Here is a 15,978-nt window from a genome sequence, read left to right as displayed (position 1 = left end):
TCGGTCACTTGGTCAGGATCAGCTTGTTCTGCGACGTCAGCCGAAGGCGATAATGCTCCTCGCCATGCGCGATGATGATTTCGCGCTCGGTGGCGAACAGTTCGCGGCTGTCGATCCGGTTACCGCTGATGGCAAGCGATCTGGCTGCGGAAGCGGGACTGCCGGCTTGCGTCCGGGCGGCTCCGAGCTTGTCTCCTGTTGCTGCGGACATTTGTGCTTTGGTGCCCCGAAAAATTCAATCGATCTATGCTTGTATAGTTGGGCGGGGCCGCAATCCAACCGCTGCACTTTACAATTCATATAAAGTGCCTGATGCGGTTCTTGACCGCCCGGAAACCGCCACGTAACCAAGCATGATGCGATGCTGGCACAATGCCTGCATCCTGAATGTGGCAGCCAGCAAGCAGCTCGCAAGTTACGCGTAGCGCCCGCCAGCCAGACCCAAAAGAACAGATATCGGGGCTGGGGTTGTATGGCTGACGGGGCTGGGATTTCGCGCGCCCTCTTGTTGGGCGCGTCGGTGTTTTCAATTGCATTGCTGGTCGGGGAAGCCGGCAATGCGCAGACGGCGGATACGCAGGCCGCAAGCGGCGCGTCCGAGCGGCAGAAGCAGTCGCGGCGCAAGCCGGCGAAGCCGCCGCAGGAGCAGCAGGCAACGGCGCCGGCGATGAATGCGCGGGCGCAGATTGGAGCCGCGCCGGTGCAGTCGCTCGATACGATTACGGCTGTCGCGACCAAGACCAACGAGCGCGCCATCGACGCACTGGCGCCGGTCAGTTCTGTGTCGATGGATCAGATCCAGGGCCTGCAGCCCAACCGGCTGTCCGACGTCTTCTATAGCGTGCCCGGCGTATCGTTCCAGGAGCGCGGCGACGATCCCTCGACCGTCATCAACATTCGCGGCCTGCAGGATTTCGGCCGTGTTGCCGTCGTCGTCGATGGCGCGCGGCAGAACTACCAGCGCACCGGCCACAACGCCAACGGCTCGTTCTTCCTCGATCCCGAACTGGTCGGCGGCGTCGACATCGTGCGCGGCCCCACCGCGAACATCTACGGCTCCGGCGCGATCGGCGGCGTGGTCTCGTTCCGCACCAAGGACATCGACGACGTGGTGCGCCCGGGTGAGCGCTGGGGCGTCGATATGACGGGCTCCTACGGCACCAACAAGGACCGCGGCCTTGGCTCGATCTTCGGCGGTGTGCGCGCCGACCCTAACGTCGACATCTTCGGCGGCGCGGTTTATCGCACGCAGGGCAATTACAAGGACGGCAACGGCACTGAGATCAGCAATACCGGCAACGAGCTTACTGCTGGATTGATGAAGGTTACCGTACGCCCCGCCGAAGGACACGAGATCAAGCTCGGCGGCGTATTCCAGGATTACCAATACAGCATCGGCCAGTTCAATCGCGGACCGGTGCTGACCGCGGCGCAACGCGCGCTATTCCAGGGTTCGTCGGTCTATGCGTCGGACGCGAAGAACTATATGGGTACGCTGAGCTGGAAATACAGCAGGCCGGACGACAATCTATGGGACTGGAGTATGTCGCTGTACGGCAATCGTACCGACAACGACCAGACGAAGACATATCATAACAGCGCAAGCGGCGCGGCTTTTTGCGGCCCTGGCAACGTCGGCAACAACATCTCCGGTTGTGTCGGCGACAAGCGCGGCTACGTGCTCGACACGCTCGGGATCGACGTCCACAACACAACCCGGTTCAATGTCGGGGACTGGCGCAACGCGGTCACGCTCGGACTCGATGCGTTTCAGGATGACGTGAAAACCTTCGACAGCCGCGGCAATTCCAACATCACGACGCCCAGCGGCCTGCGCACCGTTTCCGGCGGATTTGCGCAGTTGAAGCAGAATTATTCGACCTGGCTCGAGGTGATCAGCGCGATCCGCTATGACCGCTACGACCTGCATTCGCCGTTAGTGGCAACCTCCGGCGGCGGCGACCGCTTCTCGCCCAAGATGACCATTGGCGTGACGCCGGTGGCGGGCTTTACGCCCTATGTCAGCTATGCCGAAGGCTACCGCGCGCCCTCGATCACGGAGACGCTGATCTCGGGTGCACACGCCACCGGCGGCGGCCCGGCGTTTTTCAATTGCCCGGACGGCACGACCGGCCTGTTCTGTTTCCTGCCCAACGCGGGCCTGCGGCCGGAGGTCGGCAAGAACAAGGAAGTCGGCCTCAACCTGAAATATGACGGCATCTTTGCTGCCGATGACAGCTTCCGCGGCAAGTTCAACGTGTTCCGCAACGACGTCAGCGATTACATCGACCTCGTCCCGTTCGGACTGACGGCGGTACCGCCGTTCGGCTCGTTCCCGAGATTCTATCAGTACCAGAACATCGCGCAGGCCCGGATCGAGGGCATCGAGGCCGAGACGATGTATGACGCGGGTCTGTGGTATGTCGGCGTCGCCGGCCATTTGATCCGCGGCAAGAACGTCGCGACCAATATCGGGCTGGCGACCATCACGCCGCGCAAGATCACCACGACCGGCGGCGTGCGGCTGCTCGATCGCAGGCTGATCCTGGCGGCACAGTGGTCCTCGTTCGGTGCCAACAACGACGTACCCGCCGGCTATCTGCCCGCGACCGGGTATGAGCTGGTCAAGCTGTACATGACCTGGCATGCGACAAAGGACATTATGTTCACGGCGTCGATCGACAATCTGTTGAACCAGTACTATCGGCCCTACGCCATCCCCGGCAGTTCCACCGACGGCACCAACCAAAATGATGTGCTGTGGTCGAGCCCCGGACCGGGCAGGGTCTACAAGGCTGGATTGAAAATTCACTTTGGCGGAGCTTAGTTCGACGAGCTGACAAACCAGTCAAGTTGCACCGGGCCGCGCTGATGCTCCAGCGCGGCTTCGGTGCATCCATGTTTCTAACCAACTCAAACGGTACGCCAGGCGCACCCCAGCAACCCAGCAAGGAGATTTCAAATGTTTATCGCGATGAATCGGTTCCAGGTGAAGATTGGCTCTGAGGCGGCCTTCGAGACGGTGTGGCGCACGCGCGAGTCCTATCTCAGCAACATGGCCGGTTTCGTCGAGTTTCACCTGCTGAAGGGGCCCGTCGCCGAGGATCACACGCTCTACTCGTCGCACACGGTCTGGATCGACAAGGCGGCATTCGAAGCCTGGACCAAATCGGAAGAATTTCGCCGCGCCCACGCCCGCGCCGACAACAAGACCGGCGAAAGCCTCTATCTCGGCCACCCCAAGTTCGAAGGTTTCGAAGTGATCCTGAGCGAACGCAAATCCAGCGCCGCCGCGTGACGGGGAGGGCTGTCATGTTGAGCACGGAGCTTGCCGAACTCAAGGCGTATATGGCTGACCATCCAGGAGCAGTGATCGAGGACGTGGCGCGGGAGCGGAAAGTGAGCCCGCGCGCCGTCCTGGAGGCTATGCCTGAATCGATGGTGCGCCTCGGCCCCGGTGGCGATTTCGCCGCCGCGATGAATGATGTGGCGCAATGGGGCGAGGTGACGCTGATCGTCCACACCGACGATGCGATCTTCGAATTCACCGGCGCCATCCCTGCAGGCGAGATCGGCCGCGGCTACTTCAACCTGATGCAGCCGAAGGGGCTGCACGGCCACCTCCGGCACGAGCGTTGCGGAGCCATCGCTTTTGTCGAGCGGCCCTTCATGGGAAAGTCGTCGGCCTTCATCGCGTTCGTCAATGTCGACGGCGGCATCATGTTCAAGGTGTTCGTCGGCCGTGACGAGCAGCGTGCGCTGCGCAGCGACCAGTTGCAGCGCTTTCATGCGTTGGCGGAAAGGATCGCGTCCGCCCGCGCGGCGTAGCCGATCCGCATTGTCAGCCCGGGAGACGATCATGCAGCGAACGATGCTGAACCTTATGATCCGTTGGTGCGGTGTTGCCGGCGTGGCTGGAATGCCGGGCGCGGCGCTCGCCGCCACCGATGTTGCGCTGCTGCCGCGCAACCTGTCGCCCTGGAACATGTTCGTGAATGCGGACATCGTTGTGCAGGCGGTCATGGTGGGCTTGGCCTTCGCCTCGCTGGTGACGTGGACGATCTGGCTGGCCAAGACCGTCGAAATCCGCCGCAAGACGGCGACCGCCAGGCGGCGGCTGACCATGCTTGAAACTGATACGGTACTGGCCAAGGCCGAGCAGGAAACCCGCGGCGGCAAGGACGCCGTGGCGCAGATCATTCAGTCCGCCGCCCGCGAGGCCAGCCTCTCCGGCGGTCATTTCGACGACGGCCTCAAGGAACGGGTCGCGCTGCGGCTGGAGCGGGTCGAGGCGGCGATGTCCAGGCAGATCGCGCGAGGCACCGGCGTGCTCGCGACCATCGGCGCCACCGCGCCGTTCGTCGGCCTGTTCGGGACGGTGTGGGGCATCATGAACTCGTTCATCGGCATTTCCGAAGCGAAGACCACCAACCTTGCCGTGGTCGCCCCCGGTATCGCGGAAGCGTTGCTGGCGACCGCGCTCGGTCTGGTCGCGGCGATCCCTGCGGTCGTGATCTACAATCATCTGACCCGCACGATTTCAGCCCATCGCGCGCTGCTCGGCGATGCCTCGGCGCTGGTGCTGCTCCTGATCAGCCGCGAGGGCGACCGCGGTTCGTTCCGTCTTGCGCGCGCTGCGGAGTAGGCGATGGGCGCGAAGCTCGGTCGAACAGTCGGCGGACGGGCGCGCGGCGGTGGCGACGATCTTGTCGAGGCGCACGAGATCAACGTCACGCCGTTCATCGACGTGATGCTGGTACTGCTGATCATCTTCATGGTCGCCGCTCCGCTCGCAACCGTCGATCTCGGTGTCGATCTCCCGGCGAGCGCCGTCGAGCCGTCGCCGCGCCCGGACAAGCCGGTGTTCGTCACGGTGAAACCGGACCTGTCGGTCGCGGTTGGCGAGGACGTCATTGCGCGCGACGTGCTGACTTCCACGCTCGACAGCGCCACGCAGGGGAAAAAGGACGAGCGCATCTTTCTGCGCGCCGACAAGGCGGTCAGCTATGGCGACCTGATGGAGGTGATGAACCTTCTGCGCAACGCCGGCTATCTCAAGATCGCGCTGGTCGGCCTTGACGGACGCACTTGACTGCCATGAACGCGTTCGCCCTGCATGATGTCTCCGACCCGGCCGTTGTCCGGCGCTGGGGAGTTTCGGCGATGGCGATCGTTGCCGCGCATGTCGCGCTGATGGCGTTGGCCATGAACTGGTACACCCAGCGGCCGGAGCCCGGCGTGGCGATGCCCGCCATCATGGTCGATCTGGCGCCCGTCACGTCGTCGCCAGAGGCGGCGCCAATGGACATGATGCCGGGACCTGAGATGCAGCAGGCGGACGCGTCGCCGCCCGAGCCCGCGGCCGCAGAGGCCGTGCGGGAGCAGATCGCGCCGACTCCGCCGCAGGAGAAGCCGGAAGTCGTTGCGCCGCCGGAGCAGAAGCAGCAGCCGACGCCGGAAAAGCCCGAGCCGGCGAAGATCGTCCCCGAGCAGAAGCCGCTACCCGTGAAGCCGAAAATCGTCCGGCCAGACGCCAAGAAGCCTTCGGAGGCGCCACCGGCGCCGCGAACCAGTGCGCCGCCACGCGCCGAGCGTCAGGCGCCTGCCGCATCGGCGATCAGCGCCGGTGCCTCTGCCTCAGCGATGGCGACCTACACTCAGCGGGTCCGCGCGCATTTGCTGCGCTTCCATAAATATCCATCCGGCGGCAACGGCCAGCGCGGCGTCGTCAGATTGTCCTTCACGCTGGGCCGCGGCGGTCAGGTACTGTCGAGCCGCGTCGGCGGCTCTTCGGGAGTTCCTGCGTTCGATGCTCTGGCGATGGCATTGGTTCGCCAAGCTCAGCCATTCCCTGCATTTCCGCCCGAAATCAATTACGCGACGATGCCCATTAACGTTCCGGTGGAGTTCAAGCCCAACTAGCGCGGGGCGCACGCGGCAGTGCCTTACTCCTTCACCGCGCCTGTCAGCGACGACACGTAGTAGTCCACGAACAGCGAATAAAACAGCGCGACTGGCAGCGAGCCGAGCAGTGAGCCCGCCATCAGCGCACCCCATTGGTAGACGTCGCCGGTGACGAGCTCGGTCAGGATTGCGACCGGCACCGTCTTGTTGGCGCCGCTCTGGATGAAGGCGAGTGCGTAGATGAACTCGTTCCACGACAGCGTGAAGGAGAAGATGCCGGCCGAGATCAGGCCGGGCACGGCGAGCGGCAGCGTGATCCGGCGAAGGATCTGCAGCCGTGTCGCGCCATCGACCAGCGCGCATTCCTCGAGCTCGTAGGGAATCGACTTGAAGTAGCCGATCAATAGCCAGGTGCAGAACGGTACCAGGAAGGTCGGATACACCAGGATCAGCGCCATCGGTGAGTCGAACAGGCCGAACTGGACGATCACGGTGGCAAGTGGAATGAACAGGATCGAGGGCGGCACCAGATAGGCGAGATAGATGCCGAGGCCCACGTAAGGGCTGCCGCGGAAGCGCAAGCGCTCTATCGCGTAAGCAGCAAGCGTCGAGGCGAACAGCGACAGGAAGGTGGAGCCGATCGCCACGAACATCGTGGTCTTCAGCCAGGTCGGATAGGCGGTGTTGAACAGCAAATGCTTGATATGGGCGAGCGTCGGCGAGGAGATCCAAAACGGATTGTGCTCCTTGTAGTTCAGAAGCTCGGCGTTCGGTTTGAACGAGGTGATCGCCATCCAGTAGAACGGGAACAGCAGGATCAGCACGAAGCATGACAGCGGCAGGTAAATCATCATCACCCGCCGCGCGCGGGAATCCCACGACATCGTATCCGGCGTGGCGCTGGCGACGTTGGTCGATTGTTGGGCAGCTGCGTCAGTCATTGGCTTCTCCCTGCTGCCATTTGCGGCGCGCGAGGCCGAAGTAGCTGAACAACGTCGCGAACACGAGGAACGGGATCATCGACACCGCGATCGCCGCACCCTCGCCGAGCTCGCCGCCGGCGATGCCGCGCTGGAACGCGAGCGTCGCCAAGAGATGCGTGGAGTTGACCGGCCCGCCGCGGGTGATGGCGTAGACGAGCTGGAAGTCGGTGAAGGTGAAGATGATCGAGAACGTCATCACGATCGCCAGGATAGGCATCATCATCGGGAAGGTGATGTAACGGAAGCGTTGCCAGGCGCTGGCGCCGTCCAGCATCGCCGCCTCATACAGCGAGGGCGAGATGGTCTGCAGGCCCGCCAGAAGCGAGATCGCCACAAAGGGGATGCCGCGCCAGATGTTGGCCACGATCAGCGAGAAGCGCGCCGGCCAGGCCGTGCCGAGGAAATCGATATAGGTGGTGCGGATGTGCAGCACGTCGACCAGGAGATAGGAAATGATCGAAAACTGCGGATCGTAGATCCACCAGAACGCCAGCGCCGACAGCACCGTCGGCACGATCCACGGCAGCAACACGATGGCGCGCAACAGGCTCTTGAGCGGAAAGTGGTTGTTGAGCAACAGCGCCAGCCAGAAGCCGAGCGCGAATTTCCCGATGGTCGCGATCCCCGTGTAGAAGACGCTGTAGAACACCGCGTTCCACCACAGCGGATCCTTGAGCAGATACTGGAAGTTCTCGAGGCCAATAAAGATGCCGCGCTGGCCGATCGTGGTGTCGGTGAAGGCGAGCCAGACGCCGAGACCGAGCGGGTAGGTGAGAAACACCGTCAACAACCCGATCGCCGGCGCAAGGCACATCACGATCAGGAACGGCTTGTAGTCGAACAGGCGCGCGATCCAGCTAGGTTGCCGGAGCGCCATGCCGCGCGATGGTAGAGTTGTTACGGACATTGAATGCTCATTCACCGTCGTCATTGCGAGGAGCGGAGCGACGAAGCAATCCACTCCTCCTTTGTGGTGCTATGGATTGCTTCGCTTCGCTCGCAATGACGGTGACCAGATTTGCGGTTCAGCCGCGCCCCTGGCGCCGGAAGTATCGCTTGCAGCGCTGCTCCGCTTCCGCGGCCGCGGTTTCCGGCGTCGAGGCGCCGGTCGCAACCGCGGCGCACATCTGGATCAGCACGTAATCCGCGCTGACGGCTCCGGTCGCGGTCGAGATCGGACCCTTGTAGCCGTCGTAGTAGGAGCTGTTCATGGTATTCTTGAAGATCGCGACCTTGGGATCGCTGGACCACACCGCGGCGTCGGCGTAGGCGGCGAGCGGCTGCGACCAATAGCCCGAGTTGGCGTTGAGCCACGGCTCGTATTGTTCCTTTTCGAGCATGAACTGCAGGAATGCCTTTGCCGCGTTCGGATACGGACTGTGCTTGAACAGCATCGCGTTCAGCGTCAGCCCCGCCATCGGTGAAATCTTGGCCTGGCCCTTCGGCAAAAGCTGATGCTCGCTGTCCTCGGCGATCGCGCGCGTCGCCGGATCATTCTTCAGCGAGAAATACAGCGAGACGCCGTTGGCGGTCAGCGATATTTCCTGCGAGGAGTAGGCGCGGTTATTGCTGACGTCGTTCCACGACGGCGTGCCGGCGATGAAAGTCGGGTACAGCTCCTTGACCCAGTTCAGCGCGGCGATGGTTTCCTTGCTGTTGATGACGACATTGCCTTCTTCATCGAGCAGGGACGCGTTGTGCGACCACAGCGCCCAGTTGGCAAAACCGTTGCCGTCGCCCTTGGCATTGCCGAGCGCGAAGCCGGCCGGCTTGCCGGCCTTCTGCAGCTTGCGGCACAAGTCGAGAATTCCGGCATGATCTTCCGGCACCTTGTCGAAGCCGACCGATTGCAGCACCGATTTGCGGTAGATCAGGGGGCCGGCGGTGGCGCCGAACGGCAAGCCGATCCAAGCGTCGCTCTTGTTGCGCTTGCCGTATTTTTGCGCCAGCGGCTGCCAGCCACCGTAGCGCTTGCCGAGATAGTCGGCCACGTCGGTGAGCTCGACCAGCTTGTCGATATAGATGTGCGGCGCGTCGGAGAAGCCGATGATGATGTCGGGGCCGGCGCCGGAATTCGAGGTCACCGCGGTCTGCTGGCTGATATCTTCCCAGCCGACGAAGTCGACCTTGACCTCGACGCCGGTCTCCTTGGTGAATTTGGCCGCGTTGGCGCGGAACACATCCTCGTCGGCCTGCACGAAGCGCACCGGGCGCAACATGCGCAAGGATGCGCCTTTCTCGATGGCAAACTTGGGAGGCGGGACGTCGGCGGCTTTGATGGTGGATGCGGTTTGCGCCGAAGCACCGGTGACAGCCAGCGCGGCGGCGGAAGCGCCTAACGCCAGTGCTTCACGACGGGTGATGTCGTTGCTCATGGTTCTCTCCCTGTTCTTTGTTCCCGGCGTTGAATCGCCGGTGAACGTAGTCGGAACGCTTTTCGGCTAGCTGTTGGGCCCTCGATCCATGCTGACAGGCTGCCAGCGCCGGAGCGAGGTGTTTTGCAGCACCGACGGATTGACGCAGCTTACCGGCCACATGCCCTGCAAGACCAGTGACAATTCGTAGCCCACGCGGCGCTTGCGCGCCTCGTCGAAACGTGCCGAGGCCGACGCGACATGGGCGGTCAGGGTGACGTTTTCCATCGAAAGCATCGGGTTGTTGTGCGACGGCGGCTCCTTTTCCAGCACGTCGAGCGCGGCATGCGCGATCCAGCCCTCCTGCAGCGCCTTGATGAGGGCTTGCTCGTCCACGGTGGCGCCGCGGCCGGTATTGATGAAGATGGCGGAATTTTTCATCTGGCGGAAATGCTTCTCGGTGAGCATGTGATGCACCTCCGGCCGCGCCGGCGCATGCATCGAGACGAAGTCCGATTGCTGCAGTACCTCCGACAGCGTCGCCGGCATCACGCCGTGATCGTACATCAGCGTTTCCTGGATGAAGGGATCGTAGGCCATCATGCGCAAACCAAAGGGTGCCGCGCGCTTGGCGACGGCGCGCGCCACCCGGCCGAACGAGATGAAGCCGAGCGTCTGGCCCATCAGCCGCGGAATTTTCAAAAGCGCGGGCCGCCCTTCCGACCAGCGGCCGGTGCGCACCATCTTGTCCTGTTCGACCAGTCGCCGAAAGCCCGCCAGCAGCAGCATCATGGCATGGTCGGCGACCTCCTCGATGAAAGTGTCGGGGACGTTGGTGACGGGAATGCCGCGGGCGGTGGCGGCCTTGACGTCGACGCTGTCGACGCCGACGCTGCCGAGCGTGATCACCTTGCAGTTCTCGAGCGCGTCGATGACGGGTTTGGTGATCGGCATGCCCTTGGCGTAGATCGCGTCCGCGGTTTTTGCCGCGGCGATGAATTCCGCCTCGTTGGCCGGCGCCTCGATGATTTCGGCCCCGATCGGATCGAGCGCTTCCTTCTCATAGTCATAGCCGCCGCCGGCGACCGTGAAGCTCGCGCCCTTCGGCGTCACCACCCTGAATTTCGGCATTTCCTGCTCCCGATTTTATTCTTCGGTGTTGGTTTGAGGCGGCGGGCGCCGCCGCTTCATCGTTGACGTACTTTCACCTTTTACGCGACCTGACTTGCTCCTGCTACAATCATCGGTTGCTGTTTAAATCGGCAGCACCGCATTCTGCCGGATTTCCGCGGGCCTTCGTAACAAAGCGCTAAAGGGTCTCACGATATTGTGCGCCGAATCAATCGGCCAATCGCGTGCCACGCGCCTATTTCCGGAGACCCCTGTGAAGCTCACCAATCTCAAGATCACCCCCAAGCTCGGCATTTTGGTGGGCGTGACCCTGCTCGGCCTCTGCGCGGCCGGCGTACTCGCAGGCTATTTGATGCAGCGTGAGATGCTCAATGCGCGGATCGCGCAGACCAAGGCGATCGTCGACATGGCGCGCAACATGGCGCTCGGCCTGCAGAAGCAGGTTGCCGCGGGCCAGATGACCAAGGAAGCGGCGATTGCCGAGTTCAGCAAGCGCGGCAACACGCTGACCTTCGACAACGGCAACGGCTATGTGTTCGCCTACACGATGGATGGCGTCGCGGTGCTGGCGCCGGTTCCCAGCCAGATCGGCCAGAACCGCATGGACATCGACACCGGTGGCCGGAAGCTGGTGCGCGAGCTGCGCGACGGCATCGCGGCGAACGGCGAAATCATGCTGCGCTATGAATTCCGCAAACCCGGACAAGACGAGCTGATCCGCAAATTCTCCTACGCGGTTCCGATCCCCGGCTGGAACATGTTCGTCGGCACCGGCGCCTATCTCGATGACCTCGACACCAAGATGAAGCCGATCGCGATGGTGCTTGGGCTTGCCGTTCTCGGCATCGCGCTGGTTGCGGGCAGCATTGCCTGGATGATCGGCCGCAGTATCTCGAAGCCACTCGGTCAGCTCGGCGCCCGCATGCAGGACCTCGCCGAGGGCCGGCTCGACGGTGAAATTCCAGGTATTGGCCGCGGCAACGAGATCGGCGCGATGGCCGCGACCGTGCAGATCTTCAAGGACAATGCGGTGCGCATCCGCGGGCTTGAGCAGAAGGAAGCCGAGGTGCAGGCGCGCGCCGAGGCCGAACGGCGGGCGGCGATGGAAAGTATCGCCAGCGACTTCGAACGCAGCGTGACCGGCATCGTCCGCTCGGTTTCGACGGCGGCCGCCGGCATGCAGAGCACGGCGCAATCCATGACCACGACCGCCAGCGACGCCAGCGCGCGCGCGGCAACTGTTGGCGCGGCATCGCAGCGTTCGTCCGACAATGTCGGCACGGTGGCATCCGCCGCCGAAGAGCTCTCCAGTTCGGTTAACGAGATTTCCCGTCAGGTGACGCGCTCCAGCGAGATCGCGGCCAAGGCGGTCAGCGACGCCGAGCGTACCAACGCTACCGTGGGCGCGCTCTCCACTGGCGCCGAGAAGATCGGCGAAGTGGTCAAGTTGATCCACTCGATCGCGGCCCAAACCAATCTGCTTGCGCTCAACGCCACCATTGAAGCGGCGCGCGCCGGCGATTCCGGCCGCGGCTTTGCGGTGGTGGCCTCGGAGGTGAAGGCGCTCGCCAACCAGACGGCGAAGGCGACCGAGGAAATCTCCTCGCAGGTCGCGGCGATGCAGGCTTCGACCAGCGAAGCCGTGGCCTCGATCGGCGGCATCACCGAAACCATCGCGCAGATGAGCGAGATCACCGTATCGATCTCGACCGCCGTCGAGCAGCAGGGCGGCGCTACCCGCGAAATCGCCCGCAACATTCAGTCGGTGGCGGCTGGATCGACCGAGATCTCGGCCCATATCGGCGGCGTCTCCACCGCTGCGGCCGCAACCGGCAAGGCAGCATCCGCAGTGCTGGCGAGCGCCCGTGAACTCGACACCCAGTCCGGCATGCTGCGCAGCGCGGTGGACGAATTCTTGGGGAAGGTGCGGGCGGCGTAACTGTCATGCCCCGCCAAGGCGGGGCATCCAGTAGGCCGCGGCGTCAGCGATCAATCGCGAACAACGCGGCGTACTGGATCGTCCGCCCCAGTGCGCAATTGCGCACAAGGCGGACGATGACGGCCCTATGAGTGGCACAATGGTGGGCACGCTATCGCTTTGCCCGCCCTGCCTAATGCGGCAGCAGTCTACTGCTTCTCGATCCCCGCGCCCTCAATCAGCTTCTCCCACACCTTGAGCTGCTCCTTCACGAAGGCGTCGAACTCTTCCGGCGTGCCGGAGAATGCTTCCATGCCGCGCTCGGCGAGCTGGCTCTTGATGTCGGGGCGCTCGACGACCTTGCGGATTTCCGCGTTCAGCCTGGTGACGATATCCTTCGGCATGCCGGCGGGGCCGAAATAGCCTTGCCACGAGGTGATGTCGAAACCCTTCACCGTATCGTTCATGGTCGGGAAATCGGGCAACAATGCCGAGCGCTGCTTGGTGGTGACCGCGAGCGCCTTCAGCGCCTTGGCGTTGACGTGAGGCAGGCCGGTCGGCACGTCAATGAACATCATGGAGACGCGGCCGGCGATCAGGTCGGTCAAGGCGGGCGGTGAGCTCTTGTAGGGAACGTGAAGCAAATCAATGCCGGCGAGGCGGGCAAACGTTGCGCCGGAGACGATCGCAGCCGAGCTGCCGCTGGCATAGGAATACTTGCCCGGCTCTTTCTTCGCCAGCGCAATCAGTTCGGCCACCGAGTTCGCCGGAATATCGGGGTGGATCACCAGCATGAACGGGAGGTCGCCGCTGCGCGCGATCGGTGTGAAGTCCTTGACCGGGTCGTAGGTCATGTTCTTCATCAAATAGGGATTCGCCGAATGCGGTGTGTTGGTCGACACCATCAGCGTGTAGCCGTCCGGCGCGGAGCGGGCCACCTGACTTGCAGCGAGCGAGCCATTGGCGCCCGGCTTGTTTTCGATCACGATCCCGACCCCGAGCGCGGTGCCGAGCTCCTTCGAGATGATGCGCGTGGTGGTATCGGTGCCGCTGCCGGCGGCGAACGGCAGCACCAGCGTGATGTTGCGGTTCGGGTACGGCGCCTGCGCGGCAGCCGTGGCGATCATCGCCAGCATCAGGGGGACCGTTGCAGCGACGTGCCGGTACCGTTTCAATAACGCAAACATAAAGTCGTTTCCTCGTTCGTTCTTTTGTTGAATTGGCCGGCAAGCTAGCCTGCCGAGGGACAAAGTGGAAGCGGGTATGACGCTACGCGTGCCCCGGGCGCGGCGCAGCACGAAGTGGTGCGCCGCTGAACCGGGGCCCATTACGCTGGGTCCCGGCTCTGCGGAGCAGCGCTGAGCGCTGCACCGCGTCCGGGACACGAGAGTTTACGTCTTGGCCGAAGCGCGCCTTGAAGCGATCACGACGCCGGCCAGCACCAGCGCATAGCCCACCAGGTGGAATAACCGCAACTGCTCGCCGAGCAAGAGGATCGCCATCGCCGAGCCGAACACCGGCACCAGGTGGAAGAACGGCGCGGCACGATTGGGGCCGATCAGCGCCAGGCCTCGGTTGAAGAACAGGTACGCCAGCGTCGAGGGAAAGATCACGGCATAACCAAGCGTCGCCATCGAAATCATGTCGAATTTCAGCGTGGCGCCGGTCGAAAACTCCCAGATCGAGAACGGCACCAGCATCAGCGCGCCGCAGCAGGTGGTGAATGAAATCAGGGACAGCGCATGCGTCACCGGGCGGCGCGGGATCAGCGCCGAATACAGTCCGAACGACACCAGGGAGCTCGCAAACATCAGGTCGCCGCGGTTGAAGCTGATGTTGGCGAGCGCGCCAAAATCGCCGCGCAGGATGATGGTCAGGACGCCGGCGAGCGAGATCGTGATGCCGGCAAGCTGCGCGCCGGTCAGACGGACGCCGAACAGCGCCAGCGACCACAGCGCGACGAACAGTGGTCCCGCCGACTGGATCAGAAGCGCGTTCAGCGCCTCGGTATATTGCAGAGCCCAGTAGGAGATCGCGTTGTTGTAGGCGAATCCGACCAGCGACAGGAACAGCATCATCGGCAGATGCGCGCGCAGCACCGGCCAGTCCCGCTTCAGGTGCGGCCAGGCAAACGGCAGCAGGATCAGAAAGGTGCCGATCCAGCGGACGCAGGACAGCGTCAATGGCGGCACATGGCCGGCGACATGGCGCGCCAGCACGATGTTGCCGGCCCAGAACAGCGAGGTCAGGCTCAACAGCAGATAAGGCTGGTTGTTCAGCCACCGGGCCGGATGGAAGGCGGGCGGCGCTGGTGCAGGGTCGGTCATGGTCGCGGGCTCGATAGGGCCGGATTTTCCGCCACGCGACAAGTCCCGTGCATGCAATGCTACAATGTCCTTAAATTGTCGCGAGATACCGTCGATGGCTGTCGATTTGCTGAACGTGAAGGGCCTGCAGGCGCTCGATCAGCAGGCGCCGGTGGTAACGACGGAAGCCTCCTACATCAAGTTTAAGACGGGATCGTGAGCGCGCGCGACCAACTCCTCCGTCATGCCCCGCGAAGGCGGGGCATCCAGTACGCCGCGGCCGCTCGGCTCCATCTGAGGTCTCTGGAATACTGGGTCACCCGCCTTCGCGGGTGACGACAGTCTGGTCGCTGAGAGCGCAGTGCCTCAGAGCTATCTGCCAGGCCTAGCGTATCCCCTCAGATGCGCGGAATGCCGGCGTCGTTGATGACCTTCGACCATTTTGCGATTTCCGATGTGATCAGCGTGCGCATCTCCTCCGGCGTGCTGCCGCGGACTTCGCCGCCCGTCGCCGTCTCCAGCGCCGCCTTCGTTGCGGGGTCGGCCAGCATCGACTGGATCTCGGTGTTCAGGCGCTTCACGATATCGGGCGGCGTGCCCTTCGGAGCCACTAGCCCCGCCCAGGTCCTGACGTCGAAATCCTTGACGCCGGCTTCCTGCACGGACGGCACGTTCGGCAGCAGCTTGGTGCGCGTGGGCGAGGTGACGGCGAGGCCGCGAATGGCGCCGCTCTCGATCTGGCCGGCGAGCAGCACGGTTGTCCCGACGATCACGGGAACGTCTCCGGCAAGCAGGGAGGTGACAGTTAGTGAGTCACCGCGATAGGGGACGTGCACCATCTTGGTGCCGGCGGTGACGTTCAACAGCTCGCCCGCGAGATGATGCGTGCTGCCGAAACCGACCGAGCCGTAGCTCAGGGCATCGGGCTTGGCTTTCGCCATCGCAATCAGGTCCGCCAGCGTCTTCGCCTGATGGTCGGCGCGAACTGCGATGACCAGCGCGTAATAGACCATCGTCGACAGCATCTCGAAACTGTCGATCGGGCTATAGGCGAGCTGCTTGTACAGGGCGCCCGAGATCGCATGTGCCCCCGTGACGAGGCCGATCGTGTAGCCGTCCGGCGCCGATTTGGCGACGAATCCGCAGCGAGATTGCCGCCGGCGCCCGGCTTGGCTTCCACCACCACCGGCTGTCCCAGCCGCTTCGCGAGCCCTTCAGAGACGATGCGCGCCATGGTGTCGGCGGCGCCGCCGGCCGCAAAGCCGTGCAGCAGCCTGATCGGCCGGTTGGGATAGGTCTGCGCGGCAGCGATGGAAGGGGCCAAGCAGGCCAGACTGAGCGCTGCGGCAGCGATGCAGCAGCGCAGGGCAAGCAACCGTCCG

The 15,978-nt window shown here is 63.5% G+C and carries 14 protein-coding genes and 1 pseudogene; 7 read left to right on the top strand and 8 right to left on the bottom strand.

Annotation, left to right across the window (positions count from 1 at the left end):
• Window positions 1-4 precede the first annotated feature (4 nt).
• Entirely contained in the window at window positions 5-211 is a 207-nt protein-coding gene (locus IVA95_RS07370; RefSeq protein WP_213248271.1) for a hemin uptake protein HemP, read from the bottom strand.
• A 261-nt stretch (window positions 212-472) separates the two neighbouring features.
• Between IVA95_RS07370 and IVA95_RS07365 the strand changes: the two genes are divergently transcribed.
• The 6 genes from IVA95_RS07365 to IVA95_RS07340 all read left to right on the top strand — a co-directional run bounded on the left by IVA95_RS07365 (window position 473) and on the right by IVA95_RS07340 (window position 5,922).
• On the top strand, window positions 473-2,827 hold the full coding sequence (locus tag IVA95_RS07365; protein ID WP_247509905.1) for a TonB-dependent hemoglobin/transferrin/lactoferrin family receptor: 2,355 nt from the start codon (window positions 473-475) through the stop codon (window positions 2,825-2,827).
• A gap of 135 nt (window positions 2,828-2,962) precedes the next feature.
• A complete protein-coding gene (locus IVA95_RS07360; RefSeq protein ID WP_213248275.1) occupies window positions 2,963-3,298 on the top strand; it encodes an antibiotic biosynthesis monooxygenase in 336 nt (111 codons plus the stop codon).
• A 14-nt stretch (window positions 3,299-3,312) separates the two neighbouring features.
• The gene (gene hutX / locus IVA95_RS07355; protein WP_247509904.1) at window positions 3,313-3,828 is read left to right on the top strand and encodes a heme utilization cystosolic carrier protein HutX; all 516 of its coding nucleotides are present in this window, start codon (window positions 3,313-3,315) and stop codon (window positions 3,826-3,828) included.
• Window positions 3,829-3,919: 91 nt separating this feature from the next.
• On the top strand, window positions 3,920-4,645 hold the full coding sequence (gene exbB / locus IVA95_RS07350; protein WP_247510051.1) for a tonB-system energizer ExbB: 726 nt from the start codon (window positions 3,920-3,922) through the stop codon (window positions 4,643-4,645).
• 3 nt (window positions 4,646-4,648) lie between these two features.
• Complete coding sequence (exbD, locus tag IVA95_RS07345; RefSeq protein ID WP_247509903.1) at window positions 4,649-5,092, top strand: TonB system transport protein ExbD; 444 nt, start codon at window positions 4,649-4,651, stop codon at window positions 5,090-5,092.
• A 5-nt stretch (window positions 5,093-5,097) separates the two neighbouring features.
• Entirely contained in the window at window positions 5,098-5,922 is an 825-nt protein-coding gene (locus tag IVA95_RS07340; RefSeq protein WP_247509902.1) for an energy transducer TonB, read from the top strand.
• Window positions 5,923-5,945: 23 nt separating this feature from the next.
• Here IVA95_RS07340 and IVA95_RS07335 read toward each other — a convergent pair whose 3' ends face one another.
• The 4 genes from IVA95_RS07335 to IVA95_RS07320 form a co-directional block, all read right to left on the bottom strand.
• The gene (locus IVA95_RS07335) at window positions 5,946-6,845 is read right to left on the bottom strand and encodes a carbohydrate ABC transporter permease (protein WP_247509901.1); all 900 of its coding nucleotides are present in this window, start codon (window positions 6,843-6,845) and stop codon (window positions 5,946-5,948) included.
• Entirely contained in the window at window positions 6,838-7,794 is a 957-nt protein-coding gene (locus IVA95_RS07330) for a sugar ABC transporter permease (protein WP_247509900.1), read from the bottom strand. Before IVA95_RS07330 ends, IVA95_RS07335 begins: the two co-directional genes overlap by 8 nt.
• Window positions 7,795-7,912: 118 nt before the next feature.
• On the bottom strand, window positions 7,913-9,262 hold the full coding sequence (locus tag IVA95_RS07325) for an extracellular solute-binding protein (protein WP_247509899.1): 1,350 nt from the start codon (window positions 9,260-9,262) through the stop codon (window positions 7,913-7,915).
• A 66-nt stretch (window positions 9,263-9,328) separates the two neighbouring features.
• The gene (locus IVA95_RS07320) at window positions 9,329-10,372 is read right to left on the bottom strand and encodes a C-terminal binding protein (RefSeq protein ID WP_247509898.1); all 1,044 of its coding nucleotides are present in this window, start codon (window positions 10,370-10,372) and stop codon (window positions 9,329-9,331) included.
• A 253-nt stretch (window positions 10,373-10,625) separates the two neighbouring features.
• On the opposite strand from IVA95_RS07320, the gene IVA95_RS07315 reads away from it, so the two are divergent.
• Window positions 10,626-12,311 carry a methyl-accepting chemotaxis protein gene (locus IVA95_RS07315; protein WP_247509897.1) on the top strand — a complete coding sequence of 562 codons (1,686 nt, stop codon included), beginning with the start codon at window positions 10,626-10,628 and terminating at the stop codon, window positions 12,309-12,311.
• A 188-nt stretch (window positions 12,312-12,499) separates the two neighbouring features.
• On the opposite strand, the gene IVA95_RS07310 is transcribed toward IVA95_RS07315, so the two are convergent.
• From IVA95_RS07310 to IVA95_RS07300, 3 genes and pseudogenes are all read right to left on the bottom strand, one after another.
• Window positions 12,500-13,426, bottom strand: coding sequence for a tripartite tricarboxylate transporter substrate binding protein (locus IVA95_RS07310; protein WP_247510050.1), 927 nt, complete (start codon window positions 13,424-13,426; stop codon window positions 12,500-12,502).
• A 255-nt stretch (window positions 13,427-13,681) separates the two neighbouring features.
• Window positions 13,682-14,617 carry a DMT family transporter gene (locus tag IVA95_RS07305; protein WP_247509896.1) on the bottom strand — a complete coding sequence of 312 codons (936 nt, stop codon included), beginning with the start codon at window positions 14,615-14,617 and terminating at the stop codon, window positions 13,682-13,684.
• Window positions 14,618-14,994: 377 nt separating this feature from the next.
• A pseudogene (locus IVA95_RS07300) lies at window positions 14,995-15,830 on the bottom strand (tripartite tricarboxylate transporter substrate binding protein).
• Window positions 15,831-15,978: the final 148 nt, after the last annotated feature.

Origin of the sequence: Bradyrhizobium sp. 157 (assembly GCF_023073815.1) — a bacterium.
Lineage (GTDB): Bacteria > Pseudomonadota > Alphaproteobacteria > Rhizobiales > Xanthobacteraceae > Bradyrhizobium.
This window is presented reverse-complemented; position numbering and strand designations above follow the sequence as displayed.